The 22,661-nt window shown below is 44.4% G+C and carries 16 protein-coding genes and 1 tRNA gene; 8 read left to right on the top strand and 9 right to left on the bottom strand.

Translation table 11 applies throughout. The features are described 5' to 3' along the window. Positions 1–17 precede the first annotated feature (17 nt). Entirely contained in the window at positions 18–1,352 is a 1,335-nt protein-coding gene (gene xseA / locus GCHA_RS16130; protein WP_007990110.1) for an exodeoxyribonuclease VII large subunit, read from the bottom strand. Between the two features lie 103 nt (positions 1,353–1,455). Between xseA and guaB the strand changes: the two genes are divergently transcribed. From guaB to GCHA_RS16110, 4 genes are all read left to right on the top strand, one after another. Then, a complete protein-coding gene (guaB, locus tag GCHA_RS16125) occupies positions 1,456–2,925 on the top strand; it encodes an IMP dehydrogenase (RefSeq protein ID WP_007990108.1) in 1,470 nt (489 codons plus the stop codon). 77 nt (positions 2,926–3,002) lie between these two features. After that, the gene (gene guaA / locus GCHA_RS16120) at positions 3,003–4,580 is read left to right on the top strand and encodes a glutamine-hydrolyzing GMP synthase (RefSeq protein ID WP_007990106.1); all 1,578 of its coding nucleotides are present in this window, start codon (positions 3,003–3,005) and stop codon (positions 4,578–4,580) included. Positions 4,581–4,657: 77 nt separating this feature from the next. After that, entirely contained in the window at positions 4,658–5,191 is a 534-nt protein-coding gene (locus GCHA_RS16115; protein WP_007990104.1) for a YaeQ family protein, read from the top strand. A gap of 170 nt (positions 5,192–5,361) precedes the next feature. Then, positions 5,362–6,504, top strand: a complete 1,143-nt coding sequence (locus GCHA_RS16110; RefSeq protein WP_007990102.1) for a 1-acyl-sn-glycerol-3-phosphate acyltransferase — start codon at positions 5,362–5,364, stop codon at positions 6,502–6,504. Between the two features lie 124 nt (positions 6,505–6,628). On the opposite strand, the gene GCHA_RS16105 is transcribed toward GCHA_RS16110, so the two are convergent. Next, positions 6,629–6,862, bottom strand: coding sequence for a hypothetical protein (locus GCHA_RS16105; protein WP_007990100.1), 234 nt, complete (start codon positions 6,860–6,862; stop codon positions 6,629–6,631). Between the two features lie 205 nt (positions 6,863–7,067). Between GCHA_RS16105 and tadA the strand changes: the two genes are divergently transcribed. Continuing rightward, complete coding sequence (gene tadA, locus GCHA_RS16100) at positions 7,068–7,556, top strand: tRNA adenosine(34) deaminase TadA (protein WP_007990099.1); 489 nt, start codon at positions 7,068–7,070, stop codon at positions 7,554–7,556. Here tadA and GCHA_RS23055 read toward each other — a convergent pair. Further along, positions 7,553–7,711, bottom strand: a complete 159-nt coding sequence (locus GCHA_RS23055; RefSeq protein ID WP_007990098.1) for a hypothetical protein — start codon at positions 7,709–7,711, stop codon at positions 7,553–7,555. The two genes, tadA and GCHA_RS23055, sit on opposite strands and share 4 nt — an antisense overlap. 257 nt (positions 7,712–7,968) lie before the next feature. Beyond that, the gene (mltF, locus tag GCHA_RS16095; RefSeq protein ID WP_272998325.1) at positions 7,969–9,678 is read right to left on the bottom strand and encodes a membrane-bound lytic murein transglycosylase MltF; all 1,710 of its coding nucleotides are present in this window, start codon (positions 9,676–9,678) and stop codon (positions 7,969–7,971) included. Positions 9,679–9,940: 262 nt separating this feature from the next. On the opposite strand from mltF, the gene purL reads away from it, so the two are divergent. Both purL and GCHA_RS23050 read left to right on the top strand, forming a co-directional pair. After that, entirely contained in the window at positions 9,941–13,828 is a 3,888-nt protein-coding gene (purL, locus tag GCHA_RS16090; protein ID WP_007990096.1) for a phosphoribosylformylglycinamidine synthase, read from the top strand. Positions 13,829–14,202: 374 nt separating this feature from the next. Beyond that, the gene (locus GCHA_RS23050) at positions 14,203–14,364 is read left to right on the top strand and encodes a hypothetical protein (RefSeq protein ID WP_007990095.1); all 162 of its coding nucleotides are present in this window, start codon (positions 14,203–14,205) and stop codon (positions 14,362–14,364) included. Between the two features lie 88 nt (positions 14,365–14,452). Here the strand turns inward: GCHA_RS23050 and smrA are convergent, their stop codons facing one another. After that, positions 14,453–15,037, bottom strand: a complete 585-nt coding sequence (gene smrA / locus GCHA_RS16085; protein WP_007990094.1) for a DNA endonuclease SmrA — start codon at positions 15,035–15,037, stop codon at positions 14,453–14,455. Positions 15,038–15,208: 171 nt separating this feature from the next. Here smrA and GCHA_RS16080 point away from each other — a divergent pair, with 171 nt between their 5' ends. Beyond that, positions 15,209–17,110 carry a M1 family metallopeptidase gene (locus GCHA_RS16080; protein ID WP_007990093.1) on the top strand — a complete coding sequence of 634 codons (1,902 nt, stop codon included), beginning with the start codon at positions 15,209–15,211 and terminating at the stop codon, positions 17,108–17,110. 129 nt (positions 17,111–17,239) lie between these two features. Here GCHA_RS16080 and GCHA_RS16075 read toward each other — a convergent pair whose 3' ends face one another. The 4 genes from GCHA_RS16075 to GCHA_RS16060 all read right to left on the bottom strand — a co-directional run bounded on the left by GCHA_RS16075 (position 17,240) and on the right by GCHA_RS16060 (position 22,460). Further along, positions 17,240–18,010, bottom strand: a complete 771-nt coding sequence (locus GCHA_RS16075; protein ID WP_007990091.1) for a coiled-coil domain-containing protein — start codon at positions 18,008–18,010, stop codon at positions 17,240–17,242. Positions 18,011–18,309: 299 nt separating this feature from the next. Then, positions 18,310–20,526 (bottom strand): TonB-dependent receptor family protein, encoded by a 2,217-nt coding sequence (locus GCHA_RS16070; protein ID WP_007990088.1) that lies wholly within the window; start codon positions 20,524–20,526, stop codon positions 18,310–18,312. Positions 20,527–21,150: 624 nt separating this feature from the next. After that, positions 21,151–21,225: transfer RNA gene (locus GCHA_RS16065), tRNA-Arg, on the bottom strand. Positions 21,226–21,290: 65 nt separating this feature from the next. Beyond that, positions 21,291–22,460 carry a flagella assembly protein FlgT gene (locus tag GCHA_RS16060; RefSeq protein WP_007990087.1) on the bottom strand — a complete coding sequence of 390 codons (1,170 nt, stop codon included), beginning with the start codon at positions 22,458–22,460 and terminating at the stop codon, positions 21,291–21,293. Between the last annotated feature and the right edge of the window lie 201 nt (positions 22,461–22,661).

Genomic DNA, 22,661 nt, shown 5'->3' with positions numbered 1-22,661 from the left:
ATTAACGTGGAATGGTATTACTTCACCGTGCTTTTTACTTCCCCGTCCGCAAAACGGTTGGTGATCACGTCGCCTTCAATGAGAGCTTTTTGGCTTTTCACCACCTTATCGTCTTTAAAGGTAATACTGTACCCTCGTGCTAACGTCGATAATGGGCTGACGGTGTCCAGTAAATGGCTTGCGTTGGCGAGGGTTAATTGACGCTGCTCTAAGCCGCGCTGCCAAGCTTGGGTGAGGCGCTGAGATAACATGCTATGTGTTTGTTGTTTTTCTTTTAATAAAGCTTTAGGCGAAAACTGCGACAGTTTACTGCTGAGATTAATGCTCGACTGCTTAGCACGCATCAAGCGAGTTGACATGTTATGGGTGATCGCAGTGAGTTGGTTATCAACCCGTTGCATATGTTGGCGAAGTTGGTTCTTCGGATGATAAGCATGAAGTTCTTGGCTGAGGGATTGTTGTTGATATTGCAGCTCTTTAATCAAAGTCCGCGCATTTTTATATAAGCGATCGCGTTTCGCTAAAAGTGTGTTGAGCATCTCTACTTGTGACTGGCTAACGAGCTCTGCAGCTGCTGATGGGGTAGGGGCGCGCAAGTCCGCGACAAAGTCAGCGATGGTAACATCTACTTCATGGCCTACGGCACTGACAATGGGTAACACGCTGTTATGAATAGCCCATGCAACATTTTCTTCGTTGAAGCACCATAAGTCTTCCAACGAGCCGCCACCACGGCCAACAATGAGAACGTCTACCTCTTTGCGCTGGTTGGCAATCCCTATCGCGCGGCAAATCTGCCGACTGGCGCTAACACCCTGCACCTGAGTGGGATAAATAACGACCTCTACCGCCGGATTACGGCGTTTCAACACGGTGAGAATATCATGCAGCGCAGCGCCTGTAGCTGAAGTGACTACGCCAATACGACTAATATGATTAGGGAGCGGTTGTTTGTTTTGACTGGCAAACAATCCCTGTGCAGACAGCGCTTGCTTTAAGGCTTCGAATTGGCGTTTGAGTTGACCTTCGCCCTCAGGCTCAAGATGTTCAACAATTAGTTGATAGTCGCCTCTAGGCTCGTAAATACTTAAATTTGCCCGCACCAACACCTTGTCGCCCTCTTTAGGGCGAGTCATCACCTTACGGTTAGCACCTTTAAACATAGCGCTCTTGATTTGAGCTCGGTTATCTTTGAGGGTGAAATACCAATGCCCTGAGCTAGCAGCCACGAAATTTGATATTTCAGCGCTCAACCAAACTTGGCCAATTTCAGATTCTAAAACTGAGCGAGCTAGATGATTAAGCTTACTAACAGTAAAGATATTTCGGTTTGCGGGTGACGCACTAAACATAAGGCACAAAATCTTTAATAAATAATAGGAATGCAGTTTACCTGATAAGGTAAAGCCGCTACAATTGCGCCGCAATAAAAACCCATTTAACAGGTGTTGTTGCATGTTACGGATCGCTAAAGAAGCTCTTACGTTTGATGATGTGTTGTTAGTGCCCGGGCACTCAACCGTTCTCCCCCATACCGCAGATTTGAAAACCAAATTGACACGCGGTGTGACCTTAAATATTCCTCTAATTTCAGCCGCTATGGATACAGTATCCGAAGCGCGTTTAGCCATTGCCTTAGCGCAAGAAGGCGGAATTGGTTTTATTCATAAAAATATGCCAGCAGAGGCTCAGGCCGATCACGTTCGTATGGTGAAAAAATATGAAAGTGGTGTGGTGTCAGATCCCGTTACTGTATCGCCAAATGCGACTATCGGTGAAATTAATACACTGAGTAAGCATCATGGTTTTTCAGGGTTCCCTGTAGTAGATAAAGACAATGCCTTGGTCGGAATTGTAACAGGCCGCGATTTACGCTTTGAAAGTCGCTTAGACCAACCTATTTCATCTGTGATGACTGGCAAAGACGATTTAGTCACTGTAAAAGAAGGCGCTGATTCAGACCTAGTGCTTGAATTGATGCACGAACACCGAATCGAAAAAATCTTAGTGGTTGATGACGCATTTCGATTGACCGGTTTGATTACCGTTAAAGATTTCCAAAAAGCGGAAAGTAAGCCTAATGCCTGTAAAGACGAATTAGGTCGTTTACGTGTTGGCGCTGCAGTAAGCGTGGGCGCCGGTACTGACGAGCGCATTAAATTGCTAGTTGAAGCCGGCGTTGATGTTTTGTTGATTGATACTTCACACGGCCATTCACAAGGCGTTATCGACAGAGTGAAGAAGGTGCGTGCTGACTTTCCTGATGTACAACTAATTGCCGGTAACGTAGCCACAGGCGCAGGAGCGAAAGCATTAGCTGATGCTGGTGTTGATGCAGTGAAAGTAGGCATTGGTCCAGGGTCAATCTGTACTACGCGTATTGTGACTGGCTGCGGTGTTCCGCAAATTACCGCCGTTTCAGATGCGGTAGAAGCGCTTAAAGACACTGATGTGCCAGTCATTGCCGATGGTGGAATTCGATTCTCTGGTGATATCGCCAAAGCGATTGCCGCTGGTGCAAGTTCAGTTATGGTCGGCAGTATGCTAGCCGGTACTGAAGAAGCACCTGGTGAAGTTGAGTTATATCAAGGTCGCTACTATAAGTCATACCGCGGCATGGGCTCACTTGGCGCGATGGATCAAAACAACGGTTCTTCAGATCGTTACTTTCAAGACAGTAATAGTGCTGAAAAGCTTGTACCTGAAGGTATTGAAGGTCGCGTTGCATACAAAGGCCCAATCTCAACCATTATTCATCAGCAAATGGGCGGCCTGCGCTCTGCAATGGGCTTAACCGGTTCTGCTACTATTGACGATATGCGCACAAAAGCCATGTTCGTTAAAGTGACTGCAGCGGGCATGGGCGAGTCTCATGTGCACGACGTGAGTATCACCAAAGAAGCACCAAACTACCGCTTAGGTTAATGATTAATCCCGAATATTGGGCTGGTTTTTAACCAGCCTTTTTTTATCGCCATTGCGCTAATAACACGAGTACCAAGATGACAACAAACATTCACGATCAACGCATACTTATTCTCGACTTCGGCTCACAGTACACCCAACTTATTGCACGTAGAGTGCGTGAAATAGGTGTGTACTGTGAATTATGGGCATCGGATGTGACCGAAGAGCAAATTCGTGAATTTAATCCTAACGGTATTATTTTATCCGGTGGGCCGGAATCTGTTCACGCGATAGATTCGCCACGAGCACCGCAATATGTATTTGAAGCCGGTGTGCCTGTATTTGGCATTTGTTACGGCATGCAAACCATGGCCGAGCAACTAGGTGGTGCAGTGCTAGGGTCAGATATGCGTGAGTTTGGTTATGCGCAAGTTGAAGTGGTTGAGCAAATGGCGTTACTGGATAACATTGAGGATCATGTTAGTCCAAATGGTAACGCATTACTTGATGTGTGGATGAGTCACGGCGACAAAGTCGCAGCGGTGCCAGAAGGGTTTATCACCGCGGCGAAAACAGATAGTTGTCCGTTTGCGGCAATTGTTCACCCTGAAAAGCAATTCTACGGTGTGCAATTTCACCCAGAAGTCACCCACACACGCCAAGGGCAGCGCATGTTGTCGCATTTCGTATTAGACATATGTCAATGCGAAAAGCTTTGGACTCCGGGCGCGATCATCGAAGATGCGGTTGAACGCATGAAAGAACAAATCGGTGATGATGAAGTGATCCTAGGTTTATCTGGTGGGGTTGATTCCTCCGTGGTGGCCATGTTGTTGCACCGAGCGATAGGCAAGAACTTAACGTGCGTATTTGTAGACAACGGTTTACTTCGGTTAAACGAAGGTCAACAAGTCATGGACATGTTTGGCGATCATTTTGGTTTAAATATCATCAAAATTGACGCAGAAGAACGTTTCTTATCTGCATTAGCCGGTACTGACGAACCTGAAGCGAAACGTAAAATCATTGGCCGTGTCTTTGTCGAAGTGTTCGATGAAGAATCGAAGAAACTAAAAAATGCTAAGTGGTTAGCTCAGGGCACCATTTACCCAGATGTCATCGAATCTGCTGGTTCTGCGACCGGCAAAGCGCATGTGATTAAATCTCACCATAATGTTGGCGGCCTACCTGCAGATATGCAAATGGGTTTGGTTGAGCCTTTACGTGAGTTATTCAAAGATGAAGTGCGTAAAATTGGTCTCGAACTCGGTTTACCCTATGACATGCTTTATCGCCACCCTTTCCCTGGTCCAGGTTTAGGTGTGCGCGTATTGGGTGAAATTAAGAAAGAATATTGCGATCTATTGCGCAAAGCAGATGCCATATTTATCGACGAGCTACACAAACATGACTTGTACAACAAGGTTAGCCAAGCATTTACCGTATTCTTGCCGGTCAAATCAGTTGGGGTTATGGGTGATGCACGCAAATACGATTGGGTTGTTTCGTTACGAGCAGTAGAAACTATTGATTTCATGACAGCACATTGGGCACATTTACCTTATGAGTTTTTAGGTAAGGTTTCGAATCGCATTATCAATGAAATTGACGGCATTTCTCGTGTTGTATATGACATTTCTGGAAAGCCACCCGCAACCATAGAGTGGGAATAAGCTAAAACAATTCCTAAATTTAGGCCAGTTTCACTGGCCTTTTTTATTTTCTCACCTATTCATTTTGAGTGACTCCTATGGCTATTAAGCCCACTATTTATAAATTTAAAATATCATTGTCAGACCTAAATCGCGATTATTACACTGCCCTGAACCTGACAGTTGCACAGCATCCGTCGGAAACGGTTGAACGAATGATGAGCCGGGTTTTAGCGTATTGCTTAAACGCTGATGAACAGCTTAGTTTTACCAAAGGCTTAAGTTCAGTCGATGAGCCCGACATTTGGTTGCGTGGTTTGGATGATCAATTGCATCTTTGGATTGATGTGGGAGAGCCAGCTCAAGAGAGAGTGAAGAAAGCCAGTCGTATGGCGAAAGCCACTAAAATATATAGTTTTAACAGTAAATCAGATACATGGTGGAAGCAAAGTCACAGTGGCTTTGCTTCTTTATCAGTCAAGGTTTATCAGTTTGAGTGGCAAGATATACAAAGGTTGGCCCAGTTGGTTTCGCGCACGTGTGATATGTCATTTACTATCACTGGAGATTCAACGTACATCACAGCGGATAACGGCGAAGTGGAAATTATTTGCCGCGAACTTCAAGGGTAAGCCATGGTCTGTGATAGTGTTAGGTTAAAAGTGCAATCTAATGCAGAAGAGTTTGCTAGTGGTATGAACAGAACCGTTGGTAGCCTATTTACGCTAAATTAGGATTGCTGATTGTTTCTTTCGCAGGCAAAATGCGCCCCCTTTTTATTTTCTTTGAGTAGCTTTTTTTCATGAATGCAAAATTTGACTCAATTCGTCCGTTTAACGATTGTGATTTACCTCAGGTATTGTCGCGCCTGATCCGCAATCGGCAGCTGATGGATAGCTTAGTCGCTTTTCGCTTTTCAACTTGGCCGCGTTTTACTTATCCTTTGTTGAGAGGGATTACGCGTTTGTATTTGTCTAAACGACGCTCCAGTATCAAAAGCTTACGCGATTTTCAGGTTTTAGTTGAGCCTTACATGGAGCGCATGATTGAGCAAACGACAGATAGCTTTAGCGTATCTGGGCTCGAGGATTTAGATTTAAGCCAACCCTGTATTTTTGTGAGCAATCACAGGGACATTGCACTAGACCCAGCGTTTGTAAATTGGTCTTTGCATCAAAATGGTCAGGACACGGTTCGAATAGCGGTTGGGGATAACCTACTGAAACAGGATTGGGTAGCTGATTTAATTCGCCTAAATAAGTGCTTTATCGTAAACCGCAGTGCCAAAGATAGACGACAGAAGCTGGCTGATGCCAAACTCCTCAGTGAATATATTTTTCATACCTTAAAGAATGATGCCCAGCATATTTGGATTGCGCAAAGGGAAGGGCGGGCGAAAGACGGGGTGGATGCTACCAACCCTGCGATTATTTCTATGCTCAGTCTGAACAAGCCTAAAGCGCAGTCGCTGACAGATTACGTTCGTAGCTTACGTATCGTGCCTGTGTCTATTTCTTATGAGTTCGACCCCTGCGATTTAAGTAAAGCAAAGGAGCTGCATACAACAGAAGTCGAAGGCAGCTATGATAAAGCCGATAGCGAAGATATTCGTAGCATAGTAGATGGAATAGTGGGTTATAAGGGCAATGTTCACGTCGCATTTGGCAAAATATTAGATGACGAGTTTGACAGTGCTAAAGCGGTCGCCGAGCAAATTGATGTACAGATAAAACAAAACTATAAACAGTTTCCTAGTGCAGATGCCGCGGTTCAATTAATGGGGCGTGATAATTGCGCAAATTCCGATTCTTATAGCCAAACTAAAATTGATGAAGCAAAATTGCATTTGTCGTCTCGTTTATGTGATGAATCAGAAGAGATTAAACATAAAGTGTTGTCTATGTATGCGGTGCCTATCACCCATAATGCTCATTCCAATAAATAATTAACCGCTCAGTGAAAATTTAATGGCAATGGCGTAAGTAATTTGTGAGCGCGGCAAAGCAATAAAAAAGGGCCAAACTCGGTGTGAGATGGCCCTTTTTTTTAGGATTTTGCTCTTGTTGGCTTTAAGCCACTTTATCTTTTTTTAGATCATCGAACTGACGGTGCAAGTCATACTTTTCATCGGTTACAATTTTTTCTAATGTTTCGACGCGCTCTTTTAATTCTGTGACCTGTTGTTCAAGTTCAGTTTCTTTTTGTTGGCTAACTTTGCTTTTTTTCTTGGTTTTTGCGCCATTGGTTAATTCAACAATAGCCCAACAAATGATAGCGACAATGGCGATGGCAGTGATGTTCATGTCTATTCCTCAAATCTATGTGTTAAAATAGTATCCATATTTGAATAGTATTAAGCAATTCGTTGACCATAATTAAAAAGTTAATTTAATCAAAGAGTTAGTTGTTGGTAGGTAATGCCTTTCGTAATGAGGTTGGTTAATTTGACGAAATAATTAATCTATTTCACCAATTTCATGACCAGCAAACCGTTAATTAAAGAGTAAGATGACTTTAGAACAAGATCAACTTTGGATGCGCCACGCATTAGCCTTGGCCACTAAAGCCGCTGACGCTGGCGAAATCCCAGTAGGAGCAGTGTTGGTAAAAGACCAACAGGTAATAGGTGAAGGTTGGAACCAATCAATCATGCTTAACGACCCATCAGCCCACGCTGAAATGCAGGCGATTCGTCAAGCTGGAGAGTTTATTCAGAATTATCGCCTGATTGGCACCACTTTGTATGTCACGCTAGAACCATGCACTATGTGTGCTGGATTGCTGGTTCATAGTCGGATAGAACGCTTGGTATTTGGCGCTCACGATGCGAAAACAGGGGCAGCAGGAAGCATAATGGACGTGCTCAGAGATACTCGCCTTAATCATCAAGTCGAAGTAGTAGGAGGCGTATTGGGTGAGCAGTGCGGTGAAACAATATCAGCTTTTTTTCGCAAGCGACGTGCGCAAATTAAAGCCAATAAGCAAAAAAAAGCTTAGTTGGCTATTGCGCTGGCCCACTCTTGTGCTAACTCTGTCATTTGGTATTGCTGACGTCGACTGATGACTTTGCTGTGCACACGTTTTAAAAGTTGACGGCGTCTGCTGGTATTCGCAACTCTGCTGCGATTGTTAATAGTGGCTCTCTTTTTCATTCATTTTTCCTTCTGTCTTTTCAGTATTTTGCGCAAACATATTCTCGTTAAAACTAAGATATCAACTTTATACTGTCAAATCGCTCGATAGGATTTATAGTCGACACCTTAAAGAGTCGTTATGTTCACTAAAATATAATCTAACAGTTTGTTATGAATGAAAAATGACAAGCGATTTAACTAAAAAGCGTAATCGTAAATCAAACTTTACTGTGGGTTTTCATTAGTGCTTTTCATTAGTATTGGGGCGTTAAAAGTTAACGCTCTTGATTGGTTTCATCTTGCAGTAAATCTGCGCTTTCTTCAGGCTGACTGTCGCTATCAGCTTGTTTCTCTGCGTCTGGGGTATCGGATGCGTTGTTCTTGCTGGCTCCGTTCTTACCTGCTTTGTCTTGCTCGGGGCCGGTCTCTGGGGCTTGGCTCTGAGCGGTTTCATTCTTGCTAGTTTGTTTCTGGCTAGGCGCGTTCTGGCTCGTTTGGTTCTCGACTGTATCGCCCCCGTCAGCTTTGTCTTCGATAGTTTCGCTCTTTGTGCCATTAATTTTTGGAGCGTCTGGCGTAGACGTGCGTTCATTGATGTCATTCTCAGTTTCGTCGTCACCGCTTACATCGCCCAGCTGAACATCGCTTTGTTCCTCTTGCAGCTCTACTGGCATTAGCTCAGGCTGCTGCTCTTTAAGCCACACTAAGGTGTCGTAGTATCGACGAATATTATCCACATAGATAACCGCTTCGTTGCCTCGGGCGTAACCGTAACGTGTGGTTTTGTAATATCGTTTTTGTCTTAATTGCGGCAAGCGCTTTTTCACGTCAACCCACATGTCTGGGTTTCCACCTTGGCGCTCTGTTAATACACGTGCATCTTCTAAATGCCCTAAACCTACATTATACGCGGCTAGTGCGAACCATAGTCTGTCAGGATGAGGTATGCGCTCGGGAATACGCGTTAGTAACGTCGCTAGATATTCTGAACCACCGCGAATGCTTTGTTCTGGGTCAAGGCGCGAAGTAACACCTAAGTCTTTTGCGGTATTCAAGGTTAACATCATCAAACCACGCACCCCAGTAACGGATTTTGCCTTAGGGTTCCAGTGACTTTCTTGATAACTCAGGGCTGCCAATAAACGCCAGTCGAGTTCATTCGCATATTGTTCAAACAAGGGTTGATACTGCGGCAATTTTTCGGCTGCTGAGCGAATAAAATCTCGTGTATCCACGTAGTTAAATTGGCGTACATGGCCAAAATGTTTGTCTTCTAATGCCGCTAACGTGCCGTTTTGATGGATTTTGCCGAAGTACTCAATCAAGGCCGCGCGTAATGCGTCATCGCCTTTTTTGCTGGTGGCCCAAGCGATACCCTGTGATTGACTCAAGGAAAAGCCGATGCTCAGTTCTGGATAGCGGCGACGCATTAACGCTAAAATATTTGAATCTACTACTGTGTAGTCAAGCTCGTCAGCCAATACTGCCTCAAGTAGTTCTTCTGAGTCTTTATCATTGGTTTCTTGCCAGCTTAGGTCAGGATGTTCGGCTTTAAAATTACGTAAGGTTTCACTGTGTCCGCTGCCTGCAACCACCATAAAGTTGCCGGTGAGATCTTCTAACTCTCTTGGTCTCACGTCTCCTTGTTTAAAAACCAATTTTTGACTGACGTTTTGATAAGCAGGCCCGAAGCGGAATTGGGAATAACGTTCAGGGCTGACATTGATACCCGCGGCAATCACGTCAAAATGGGCATTGTCTAGTTGAGGAAAGAGTTCATTAACAGTGTAGTAGGGGAAGATCTCAAGCTTAACACCTAAGTAATCTGCAAAACCTGCGGCTAATTCGTATTCGAATCCTTCGGGGCCGTTGGGACCATTATAATAGGTGGTTAAGCCGTAAATAGTGCCCACTCGCAATATGCCAGTATCAAGCACCTGCTGAAGGCTATCCTGCTTTTTGGGTTCATCACATGCGCTGAGTATAAGAGAAACAGCAAGTACAAAACCATAACGAAAAGACCAACGAAAAAAAATACTACACCCCTTAAAAAACCATCAATGGATATTGTGACCAAAAGTAATGAATTCATCCAGATATTTATCATTTAATAAAAGTCTTTCTTCAGGTGGTTTATCGCTTATCAATTGCACGAAAATCAGTATATAATCCTGCGCTTAAAATTTTCCCGAAAATCGGTTTGCCATCACGAAAGTGGGTGAGCCCTGCAACTTGGTGATTACCTTTATGCTTGTCCTTCGCGGCGCTCCAGCCCTTTCTGAATTTCGTACTAAAAAACTCATGCAGTCTATTGAGGCCCTTAATATCCCCGTTCATGCTTTGTTTGCTGAATTTGTGCATTTTGCTCAAGTGAGTCAACCGTTAAGCGAGAGTGATACACAGGTATTAGATAAACTTCTTACCTACGGGCCTAAAATTGAAGAAAAACAGCACAAAGGGCTGTTATTACTTGTTATTCCGCGTGCGGGAACGATTTCACCCTGGTCTTCAAAGGCCACTGATATTGCGCATAATTGTGGGCTGACGTCGGTTGAACGTTTAGAGCGGGGTTGCGCATTTTATGTTGATGCTGATCCGTTAAATGTTACTCAGTTAGCGCAGCTAAAGAATGTATTACACGATCGCATGACACAAAGTGTGGTCAGTGAACTGCAAGATGCCAGTGTTTTGTTTAAGCATGAAGCACCTAAGCCGTTAACCTCTATAGATATTTTAGCTGGTGGGCGTGAAGAGCTTGTCAGTGCTAATGTGCGCTTAGGGTTGGCCTTAGCCGAAGATGAAGTGGATTACTTAGTCAGCAGTTTTGAAAAGCTAGGGCGTAATCCTAATGATATTGAGCTTTATATGTTTGCCCAAGCAAACTCAGAGCATTGTCGACATAAAATTTTCAATGCAGATTGGACAATAGACGGGCAAGTGCAACCTAAGTCTTTGTTCAAAATGATAAAAAACACCTACGAAAAATGTCCTGATTTCGTACATTCAGCGTACGCTGATAACGCCGCAGTGATGGAAGGCAGTTTTGCCGGACGCTTTTTCCCTGAAGCAGACAACAACCAGTATCGCTATCATCATGAAGATATCGATATTCTGATGAAAGTCGAAACTCACAATCACCCCACTGCCATTGCCCCTTTTAGCGGTGCAGCAACTGGCTCTGGTGGTGAAATTCGTGATGAAGGCGCAACGGGCCGCGGGTCTAAACCCAAAGCGGGATTAGTTGGTTTTTCAGTGTCTAACTTACGTATTCCTGGATTTGAGCAGCCTTGGGAGAGCGAATACGGTAAACCAGAACGTATTGTTTCTGCTTTCGATATTATGCTTGATGGTCCACTTGGCGGTGCAGCCTTTAACAATGAATTTGGCCGTCCGAATATTCTTGGTTACTTCCGTACTTACGAGCAACAAGTGGTAAGTTTTAACGGGGAAGAAGTACGTGGTTATCACAAGCCTATTATGCTTGCCGGTGGTTTAGGTAATATTCGTAAGCAGCATACGCAAAAAGGTGAGATCACCGTTGGGGCTAAACTAATTGCCTTAGGCGGCCCTGCCATGAACATAGGCTTGGGGGGCGGTGCAGCATCCTCAATGACATCGGGTGAGTCTAATGAAGATTTAGACTTTGCTTCCGTGCAGCGAGACAACCCAGAAATGGAGCGCCGTTGCCAAGAAGTGATCGACAAATGCTGGCAATTGGGTGAAAACAACCCTATCCAATTTATTCATGATGTAGGTGCTGGCGGTTTATCAAATGCATTTCCTGAGCTGGTGAATGACGGTGGGCGTGGCGCCAACTTTTCATTACGCAATGTACCAAACGATGAACCAGGTATGACGCCCTTAGAGGTGTGGTGTAATGAATCGCAAGAGCGTTACGTGATGTCGGTAGCGCCTGAAAACTTAGCCACCTTTGCAGATATTTGTGCGCGTGAAAGAGCACCGTTCGCTGTGGTTGGTGAAGCAACCGAAGCACGCCATTTAACCTTGGATGACAGTCACTTCAACAACAAACCGATTGATATGCCATTGGACGTATTGTTAGGAAAAGCACCTAAAATGCACCGTGATGTACAATCAAAGTCGCTCACGGGAAGCGCATTTGACCTGGCGCAAATTGATTTAGATGAAGCGGCGTTACGCTTATTGCATTTACCCGCGGTTGCTGAAAAAACCTTTTTGATCACCATAGGCGATCGCTCTGTTACTGGCTTGGTTAATCGGGATCAAATGGTTGGCCCTTGGCAAATTCCTGTGGCTGATGTCGCGGTCACCGCTGCTGCTTTCGACTCCTATCAAGGTGAAGCAATGTCGTTAGGTGAACGCACACCTGCGGCATTATTAAATTATGGCGCGTCGGCGCGCTTGGCTGTAGGCGAAGCGTTAACCAATATTGCTGCTGCAGATATTGGTGATTTGAAACGCATTAAGTTATCAGCTAATTGGATGGCGGCAGCGGGTCACCCAGGAGAAGATGCGGGTCTTTATGAAGCGGTGAAAGCCGTAGGCGAAGAGCTATGCCCGGCTCTAGGGCTCACCATTCCGGTGGGTAAAGATTCGATGTCGATGAAAACACAATGGCAAGATGCGCAAGGTGATAAAGCCGTTACGTCGCCGATGTCATTAGTGATCACGGCTTTTGGTGCGGTACAAGACGTACGTAAAACCCTCACCCCTGAATTGAGTACCGAAGGTGATACTCGCCTGATGTTAATTGACCTAGGAGCAGGTCAAAACCGTATGGGCGCTTCTTGTTTAGCGCAGGTTTATCAGCAGCTTGGTGATAAAACGCCAGACGTTGATTCCGCTGAATTGCTCAAAGGTTTCTTCGTGGCCATACAACAACTTGTACATGAAAAAGCACTGCATGCTTATCATGACCGCTCAGATGGCGGCTTGTTCACAACATTAGTGGAAATGGCGTTTGCCGGAAATACCGGTTTGAAGATTGAACTTGATAAACTTGCTGGTGACAACGCCAGTGCCTTGTTTAACGAAGAGTTAGGCGCAGTTATCCAGTTCGATGCCGATAAGTTAAGTCACGTAGAGTCGGTATTGGCGAACAATGGTTTAACGAATGTGAGCCATGTGATTGGCACACTATCAAACGATGACCAGATTAGTTTTTCTCGTAATGGTCAACCTGTATTGCAAAGCAGTCGTGGGGTTTATCGCAACGCATGGGCACAAACCACACACCACATGCAAAGACTGCGCGACAACCCTGAGTGTGCGGAGCAAGAACTGGCGACTAAAAATGATCTGAGTAATCCAGGTTTGCACTCAGCGTTGACATTTGATGTGACTGAAGATGTTGCTGCACCTTATATAGCCAAAGGCGTTGCGCCTAAAATGGCTATTTTGCGAGAGCAAGGCGTGAACTCACATGTTGAAATGGCTGCTGCCTTTGACCGTGCAGGTTTTGCCTCTGTCGACGTTCATATGAGCGATATACTGGCAGGTCGGGTTTCGTTAAGTGAGTTTCAAGGTCTTGTCGCCTGTGGTGGTTTCTCCTACGGTGACGTGCTCGGTGCTGGCGAAGGGTGGGCTAAATCAATATTGTTCAACGCAATGGCGCGTGATGAGTTTTCAGCTTTCTTTGCGCGCAAAGAAACCTTCAGTTTGGGTGTGTGTAACGGCTGCCAGATGCTATCTAACCTCAAGTCACTAATTCCTGGTGCGGAACATTGGCCGCATTTTGTGACCAATCAATCAGAGCGTTTCGAAGCACGGGTGGCCATGCTTGAGGTGAAAGATTCACCATCAATATTCTTCAAGGGTATGCAAGGCTCCAAAATGCCGATTGCGGTATCTCATGGTGAAGGTCGCGCTGAATTTGCCCAAGCGTCTGGGCTAGATACCACACTGAATAACAATACAGTTGCACTTCAGTACATCGATAACTACGGGAAGGTGACTCAACAGTATCCAGCTAATCCGAATGGTTCTCCTGCTGGAATTTCAGGTTTAACCAGTCTTGATGGCCGTGCAACAATCATGATGCCGCACCCAGAACGGGTATTTAGAACGGTTGCCAACTCTTGGCACCCTGATGATTGGCAAGAAGACAGCCCGTGGATGCGTATGTTTAGAAATGCACGGGTTTATTTAGGATAAACCGTAATAGGCAGTCGACTTGTCGATTACGTTATCTTGTTGAATTTTAGTGGTAAATAAAGTTCACGACTGAAAAAGCCCCGTTTCCGGGGCTTTTTTAAATTTCTTTTTAGGTATTAATAAGTTACGACTTTTACTCAGTTGCAAAATACTAAAAATCAGCTAGTGTTTAAAAAACAAACAAAAAGTTCCCCGATTTATAAAAAAAAATTCACCCTCAATTCTTTGATTTTCCTTAATAAAAACTTGTAACCTTGGATGAATCTGATTATTATTCGTTCGTTTCTTGACAGAAGTTTACAATTCTGCTTGTAAAAAGGATGTTAAGATTTTAGGGCAGGATGCAAGTACCCATAAAATAATAAGAGACTGATATGAATCGTTCATCTAAAGGTTTTGGTTTGGCAGGCGTTTTGGCTACTGTCGTATTTCTCATTGTTGCCGCAATTTTTAGCGCATCAGCAAAATCACAACCGATTCCGACGAATATGGCAACGTACGCAACAGGCGACGCCATCGCGCTAGCTGAAAAATAAGTCGTTCAATTGCACAAATATTGTTGTCTTAGATAGCAAGCACATCCCGCTGTATATATTGCGCATTACAATTTCGCCTAAAGAACGCCTATTTTTTACGATGTAATTCTCTGTTATGCGTTTTTTGCTGTTCGCTTTTCTTCAGTAAGGCATATACAGAGGCGCTACCACCATGATGAAGCTGGGCGCTGTGAAAGGCGATCACTTGGGGTAACTGCACTAACCATTGGTTGACAGCACTTTTCAAATAACCCGCAATGGGTTTACTTTGCTCGCCACGTCCGTGCTTTATTAGCATGCATCGAATGCCTTTTTCTTGATTCAGCCTGATCCTATCAAACAGTGACTGGCGAGATTTTTCGAAACCACCTTGTTGTACATTAAGTACATCGTCTATTGGGTATTTCCCCAAGCGCAAGTTTTTATACACACCCTCTTGTACGCCGTCTTGTTTAAAGCCAATTATGTCATTAGGCGCCACCAAGTGCGTAATTTCAGTGGACAAGAAATTATTTGCTTTGTTTAGTTGTTGCTCTAAGGCTTTTCGTTTTAATTGCTGGGCAAGCGTTTTTTGCGTTTGGGTTGTATTGACCTTGTCGTCAGGGCCTAACGGAGTGACATCACTCATGGCAGATAAAAAATCTTCACCTAGATATTTTTCGTCAAATGACATACTTCTCTCCATTCGATTATGAGCGGGATGCATGGAGCTCACTAATACCAATATAAGGGTTAGCGAAGAAATTTCAATTTACAAAATTCTGTATACCTAGCAAAGGGTAATAGTTCTGTTCTTGGGTTGTCTATGCCACAATTTGTAACGGACTAACCATTAGGACTAACAATGAAGTCAGCAATTTTAGCAACAACCATATCGGCCATTTTTGCGCTAGGCGGATGTGCAGGACAGAGTAATAGCAGCCAACCAAGTCAGCCCGGCTCTTCTAAGGCTTTGAGCAATACAGCAGTGAATATCGAGGCAGGTAAAGATTACCACTCTTTTTCTAACCCAGAACAAATCAGTGTGACGCATTTGGCACTGGATTTAGATGTCAACTTCGATAAAAAAATCATCTCAGGGGATGTGGAATTATCTGTAAAGCGCAAGCAAGAGGGCAACAACACTTTAATTCTTGATACCCGTGACTTAACAATAAAGGCAGTGACGGCCAATGGTATGCCTGTTCCGTACTCCTTAGGCAAAGCGGATTCTTTTCTAGGTGCGCCGCTGACAATCACTATTCCTGAGGGAGCAAATAAGGTCACTGTGTCGTATCACACTTCACCTCAAGCCTCAGGTGTACAGTGGTTGACGCCAGCACAAACGGCAGGTAAACAGCATCCCTTCCTGTTTACTCAGTCTCAGGCAATTCATGCGCGCAGTTTTATACCGGTGCAAGATTCACCTCAAGTACGAGTGACTTACAGTGCAACTGTACATACGCCGAAAGAGCTATTGGCGGTCATGAGTGCCTCGAACGACCCTGAGACAGCCCGCGATGGTGTGTATGAGTTTAATATGCCCCAGGCAATACCTGCCTATTTGATTGCCTTGGCTGTGGGGGATTTAAAGTTTAAATCCATGGGTAAACGCACTGGTGTGTATGCTGAGCCCGCATTGCTTGATGCGGCAGCAGATGAGTTTGCCGATACGGAGTCTATGCTTGAGGTGACGGAAAAAACCTATGGCCCGTATCGCTGGGATCGTTACGATTTGTTGATTCTACCTCCGTCATTTCCGTTTGGCGGCATGGAAAACCCGCGCTTGTCGTTTATTACGCCGACCGTAATCGCAGGTGATAAAAGTCTCGTGTCTTTGATTGCGCATGAATTAGCGCATTCTTGGTCAGGGAATACTGTCACTAATGCTACGTGGCGCGACCTATGGTTGAACGAAGGTTTTACTACTTATTTGACCTACCGCATCATGCAAATGGTTTACGGTGATGACAGATACAACATGGAAGCCGTACTTGGTCGCCAAGACTTGCAAGCTGATATAGAGAGTTTACCGCCGGAGGATCAGATCTTGGCTATCGATCTTCGCGGACGTGATCCCGATGCTGTATTCAGTAATATTCCTTATGAGAAGGGCGCCCTGTTTTTGCGTGAGCTTGAGCAAAAAGTAGGACGTGAAAACTTCGATAAATTTTTGCTAAATTATTTTGAGCACTTTGCGTTTCAAAGTATCACCACTGATCAGTTCATGGCTTACTTAAACGCTACTTTATTAACGGATTATGCTGATGCGTTGTCTGCAGAGCGAATTCACCAATGGATATTTGAACCAGGGATCCCTAAAGGTGCACCTGCTGCGCACTCAAACGCATTTAAAATTGTCGATGAGGCCCGTAACCAATGGCTAAATGGCGAAATACATGCCAAGGATATCGATGCAGATGATTGGGTAGTACATCAGTGGCTGTACTTCTTGAATAATATGCCAGACAGTTTGACCCAGCAGCAACTGACTGAATTGGATGCCGCATTTGATTTAACCCAGAGTAAAAATAACGAAATAGCGCATAGCTGGTTGCTAATGGCGGTAGAAAATTGGTATGAACCTGCATTACCTCGCGTGCATAGCTACTTGGTTAGCATTGGTCGTAACAAGCTGGTTAAACCCATTTACAAAGCGTTGTCGCAAACACCAAAAGGCAAGATGTTGGCGCAAAAAGCCTTCGCAGAAGCCAAGCCTGGTTATCACCCACTAACGGTAAAAGCCAATGAAGGGTTCGTTGAGTAACCTGTTGTCGTAATTGATAGCACTATGATTGAAAAAGGAGACCACGGTCTCCTTTTTTGTCTTTATCTAGCGGGGCGCTAACGGCCTATAGCCTTATCGGCTTGCAGGCTCCGGCTGTTTGAACAGGCGCTATGGTGTTGTGTTTACTGGTTGGCTCGCCGCTTTTAATTGATCCTCAGCGCGTTTACGCCATTTCTCAAGTTCAGCTAAACGACCAGTCAAGCCATTGCTTGCTATCGCGGTAGACATGAGTTTTTCCTGCAAGCTGTTGACCTGCTGTTCAGTATCTATGCCTGTTTGTTCAACTTTATTCAACAGTTCAGCCAAACGATTAGCGGTATTATTGGTGCTGTCTAATTGTTCCTGTAAAAGGCCAACGGTGGTTGCATTAACATCGGTTTCCCCTTTCACCGCGCTGATAGATTGCTCAAGAGCGCTTTTTTGGGACTTCATGCTCGCTTCTAAATCTTTGATCTCAGATTGATTTCTGCGCCATGCTGATGCCCAAAGCTTGTCCATTTGTTCCCACAGTTCTTGGGTTTTGGCACTTAGTTCCGTCACTTTAACTTGCAACGCAACAGCCGACTGGTCCATTTCCTCACCTGTGGCCGAAAGTCGATTCTCTAAATCTCCAATTCGTTTTTGCGCTTCAATAATCACCAACTTTTGTTGTTCAATGGTGTAAGCGGTGTAGCCAATGCCTGCTGCTAAAATAATGATGAAAAAAAGCATGGATAACCAAGAAGGACCCGAACCTTTGCTTTTTGGCTCTTTTGTCTTGGTGGTAGATGACTTGCTCTTGTTCGACGGGGCAGGGCCGCGATTACGACGATAAGAATCGAGATCGTCTTTATCCAATACCATGGATGGCATTTCATCTTTTGTATTATCATTCGACATAAACTGGTATTCATCCTCTAGCGAATTACAACTGGCCCGATTATAACGTTGATCGAATGGAAATTACCAAGTCAGTATCGATTATGACTTTGATTTAACAAATATTTGGGTTCAACGACATCGTTCGAGCAGTATGTGGTAGCAAAGCGTCATTCCTTCGATGGAAGGTGTTGCTAAAAGTACTGATAGGGAAAATACAGATAAGTGGATAACAAAGAAACAAAAAATCGCCCTAATGCAGTACTAACTGTATTTAGGGCGATAATTTTACTTAAATCGCTGTTGGCAACTCTCGCAATTTAGAAGCTGTACGTGATACCCACAGATGCAGTACGGGATTTGTTAGGGCGTGCACCATAAGGCTGACGGCTGACAATATCTTCTTCATCGGTTAGGTTTTCAATACGAGCAAAAACACGTAAGTCTGCATTCACATTATACGAGCCTGACAAGTCGAGGATAAATGAGCTGTCAGTGGCTTCAAATGCATCGCATGAGGCGCGGGTACATACGCTATCAACGAAAACTGCATTAAGGTACGTCGCCCACTTATCGCCTTCTAAGCCTAGAGTCACTTGACCCTGACTTTCTGGAATGTATGGGATACTGTCGCCAGCCGAGACATCGCCAAAGAAGTCAGTACCTGAAATATCGGTATCAAATTCACTATCGATGTAGCTATACGTTAAGTTGAACGGGATGCGAATACCGTTGAATTGGCCGAGCTCGGTTTTCAGTAAGAACTCAATACCTTGCACAGTAGCCGCGTCACCGTTGAACGCATCGCCGATTTCACAATCACTGCCTGAAGAGGCGGTACATACTCCCACTATGTTGTCGTAATCACTGAGGAAATAAACAAGTTCGGCGTTAAAAGCGTCATTGTTGTAGCGAAAACCAAGTTCATAGTTAACCGCTTCTTCTTCTTTTGCACCAGGGGAGTTACTTGGGGCAGTGAAGCCTTTATGGGCGCCTGCGATAAGGTTTAGATTGCTATCGATTTTATACAACACACCTAAACCGGGTAACAAGACTGTGGTGTCGTTTTCTCTATCATCTCTAAACACGCGATCAGCGCCATTGGTGTAGCGGGTGCGGCTTTGGCTGATATCTTCAAACCGTAAACCTGGGGTGAATACCCAATCACCCAATTCAATGCGATCGTAAACATGTACTGCTAATGCATCAGCGTCTTGTACACGGTTCCCCGCGTTACCAAGCTCGCCTAAATCACTTAACAGCAACTGACCGTCTACCTGCTGGTAAGTACTGTTGCGCTGAAGGCGATCTTCTTCATCTTCATGCAGGCGTACACCGAATTCAATGTGGTGTTTCGCGTCTCCAAATTGTTTATTCCAATTCAATCCGAATTGAATACCACGCGAATAGTACTCACGGCTATTCGAGCGCAATTGAATACTGCCTGCCTCGGTATCTATGGTCCCATCTAAAATGCCTTGCAGCATGGCTACGCTCGTTTCGCCGATTGCTTCATTATTGTTGATAGCTGAAATAACATTTGACCAACTGGTACGTGAGTAGTCTTGAGCGTTGTCGCTTCCATCTAAGTCAATGCCTTCGGTTTTAAACCAATCGCGCTCATGCGTATTGTTATAAGCAACTGCGGTAAAATTCAGCTCTTTATTGATTTGAAATGCGTAGTTCAGCATGACTTGTGTATGTTCAGTGCTGATATTATCCAGCGCTGACAAACCATAGCGACGCTGGGCATCGTTGGCAAAATCAGCATCTGTTAAACCTAAGTAGCTTTGCTCGGAATCTTGATCTGTGTATTGCAATTTAAGTTCAACGCTATGGCGCGAATTCTTCGGTGCATAGGCTAATTTCATCGTAAGATCCGTTACATCTAAACCTGTGTCGTTGCTGCTACGGTCAATGTCCTGAAATCCGTCCGATTGCCATTGGTGTGCCTCAAGCAAGTAACCAAACCCATTATCATTTTTCCCGCCTATCGTGGCGTGCGCTCGATAGGTTGCATCTTGGCCGGCTTCTAAAGTGACCTGCCCACTTTGAGTATTTGGAATTGGGGTGGAGAGCATATTGATTGCACCACCTATGGTATAAGGCCCCTGTGTAATGGCCGCTGGGCCTTTGACCACTTCAAAAGCACTCATGCGCCCAGCAGTAGGGAAGTAATAAGCCGATGGCGCAGAGTAAGGGGCTGGGGCAATCAACACGTTATCTTCGAGTAATGTTATACGACCGCTACGTTCTGTGGCGACACCACGAATACTAATATTAGGGCGAAGACCATAACCATCTTCTACTTGCAGAGATACACCTGGTGCTTGCCTAATAATGCGCTGAATATCTGTATAAGCGAATTTTTCTAGGTCTTGCTCTCCTATGTACTGAGCTGCTCCTGTCGCTTCCTGCGCCTTGAGTTGATTACCGTAAATTGTAACGGTTTCAATGGCTTTATTATTAGGTGTTTCTTGTGCAATGGCAGAGAACATTGTCAGTGCAATAGACGTAGCGAGTAGCGATCTTTTCATTTTAATTTAGGTATCCGTTACTTTTGTGTTGATAGTGTGTCAAGCATGTTAAAAAGCGCAGGGATAATATGTAAAGACAAAGGGTAATGCAAACTATTATCAATAACTTAGATAATGCTGGTAGGTCTTTATTTTCCATCGCTTAGAGGAATATTTTGCTGATTGATATATAGGGTGCAAAAAATATCGCCAATTAGGTTAAAGCTAGTGAGTTGGTAGTGTTTTGTGATGTTTTCGTTATTTATGAAAATAAAAAATTAAGTGTACAAAAATACTGAAGATAATAGGCAAGGCTGAACTTTTGCGTCTGTGATATACCACTCACCTAGTACGTGATGAAGCATCAAACGAGCATGTTTGTAGATAAAAGCTTAAAGAAATAAGCCAAAAAGGACATGACATGCAGGGTGAGGTAGCCCAAGCAGCGCTGGATTGCCTAGCAATAACACGTTATTACGTTAGGCAATCGGTCTTGCTATCCACGAAAATTTCGTCACCGAGTGAGAATTCAGATTAGGTATTTGGATAATCGTGATTAAGCTATTGAATTATATTGTTAAAACATAGCTTGAAGGATATTTCTTATCCAGAAATTAGGTTAAGTTGATTGTTCATAATGCAATTTGGTATCCCCACCTGGAATCGAACCAAGATCTAGCCCTTAGGAGGGGCTCGTTTTATCCATTAAACTACGGGGACAGCCTAAGCATTATCATTTTTGCTACCCCCGCTATTATTGCTTAGCCCCACTAAGAATGAAAGCGCTACTGGCGTGCAACGAAGTCGTTTGCTTGAACATTCGCCAATGGTGCGCCAGATATTGATCCTAGCAAGGCTGTGTCGTTAAATACGCGTATCACCTTTAGCTGATTTGGGTGAAGCTGTAATTGTTGATGAAGGTTGCCTATCGGGTCAACGAATTGTGCATGTTTAAACAGAGTGACTTCGTCGCCTACTTGCACACCATCTTGCTTGCCAATGTTTATCGTAACCTGTTCATTATCTACCCGTAAAACGCGTGCGTATGTAGGTAAGCAGTTTAATGCTTCATCTACTAATGTCGCTTGTTCTGCTATCGCCGCTGTCACCGCTTTACCATATTGCGATTGCCATAACTGTTGACTAGTAGGACTAACTTGCTGGTGTAATTCGAACTCCCATGGGCTATGGATTGCGATGTTTTCTTGTTTAAGTAAAGCGGCGGTATTGCCATCAAAGAGGAATAACTCTAAACGAAAGTTTCTGGTCAATGGCGCGTCTTGCCAAAAGAGTAGGGCATTTCGTGAAGTGCGCTCTACTGATAGCTCGGTAATCTCTCCAATTAACACATATTGGCTGTCAGTGCGCCGTGCAAGCGTGATGATGTCGTTTGTGATGTCAGGGCTTTGCGTTGACAAATAGTAGGGCTTGCGGTGAGTTATGCGGGCGAATCGACTCGTTTGATTGAATTGACGTTCAAAGCGCTCGCTAATGGTTTGGCCAAATTCTGTTAGCCCGCCGGTAAGACCTTGTTGGCGATCGCGAATAGGAAACCATGTGCTGACCAAGCGTTTTTTGTATTGTGCTGCTGCACATTGGTTCTGGTGCGCGAATATGTCCGCTCGAATGGTAATCGTCACATAGTCATCGTGGTAGGTTTCGCTGATAAGCGCTAAATCATTTACTTCACCACCGCTTCGCACTTCGAAGCGGTCATTTTCTAATAACCCGTTCGACATTTCTTGAACACTGGTGATAGAAGCCCCTGCAAACATCAACGCTTGCTTAACGGCTTCTTGTGTTGCTTGTTTTTTGGCTAAAGCTTTATTGCCATTATTAATTATTGCTTGCCCCGTCGCTTTAAACCACGCTGCATTCGCCAGCATAGGTAAAGAAGTCGCTGCCAACACCATTAAAGTGACAGCAGTAGCTAGAGATTGACGTAACTTAGGCATAAAGAGTTTACTCGCATATGGTGTTGGCAGTAGGTCCTTTTGTGCCCAGTACTGGTGGTGCAGGGGACAAAACTAGACATTAGGCGCCTTTGTGTAATTCCATTGGTTAAGCATTTTTCATACCTATACCGAGCCTTTAAGCAGAATTTTTATTGGTTGCTGTAAAACGGCTAAATAAAGGTGCGGTTCTTGCTATACCCG

Origin of the sequence: Paraglaciecola chathamensis S18K6 (assembly GCA_000314955.1) — a bacterium.
Classification (GTDB): domain Bacteria; phylum Pseudomonadota; class Gammaproteobacteria; order Enterobacterales; family Alteromonadaceae; genus Paraglaciecola; species Paraglaciecola chathamensis.
This window is presented reverse-complemented; position numbering and strand designations above follow the sequence as displayed.